This window comes from Mesorhizobium sp. M0060, from assembly GCF_040323155.1.
Lineage (GTDB): Bacteria > Pseudomonadota > Alphaproteobacteria > Rhizobiales > Rhizobiaceae > Mesorhizobium.
Map to the genome: position 1 here is coordinate 1 of NZ_JAMYUP010000169.1, position 800 is coordinate 800.

Annotated in this window: 1 protein-coding gene; it reads right to left on the reverse strand. The window is 62.9% G+C overall.

Annotated features, from left to right (window positions below):
* A partial coding sequence (locus tag NKJ94_RS37430; protein WP_352532803.1) for an elongation factor Tu occupies positions 1-800 on the reverse strand: 800 nt, incomplete at its 3' end.

Below are 800 nucleotides of genomic sequence, written 5' to 3' on the forward strand. Positions count from 1 at the left end.
TGGCCCTGGTCGAGCAGCTTGCGGAACATCTCGACGCCCGTGCAGGTCGTCTTGGTGGTCGGACGGATGCCGATGATCTCCAGCTCCTCGCCGACCTTGACGACGCCGCGCTCGACGCGGCCGGTCACAACCGTGCCGCGACCCGAGATCGAGAACACGTCCTCGATCGGCATCAGGAACGGCTTGTCGAGCGGACGAACCGGCGTCGGGATGTAAGCATCGACCGCCGCCATCAATTCGCGGATGGCGTCCTCGCCGATCTTCTTGTCGCTGTCTTCAAGCGCCGCAAGTGCGGAACCCTTGACGATCGGAATGTCGTCGCCGGGGAACTCGTTCTTGGTCAGAAGCTCGCGCACCTCAAGCTCGACCAGCTCGAGCAGCTCGGCGTCGTCGACCTGGTCGACCTTGTTCAGGAACACCACGATCGAGGGCACGCCGACCTGGCGGGCAAGCAGGATGTGCTCGCGGGTCTGCGGCATCGGGCCGTCGGCGGCCGACACGACCAGGATCGCGCCATCCATCTGCGCAGCACCGGTGATCATGTTCTTGACGTAGTCGGCGTGGCCGGGGCAGTCGACATGGGCATAGTGGCGGGCAGCCGTCTCATACTCGACATGCGCCGTCGAAATGGTGATGCCGCGCGCCTTCTCTTCCGGCGCCGCATCGATCTGGTCGTAGCGCTTGTACTCGCCAAAATACTTGGTGATCGCCGCCGTCAGCGACGTCTTGCCATGGTCAACGTGACCAATCGTGCCAATGTTCACATGAGGCTTAGTGCGCTCGAATTTACCTTTTGCCAT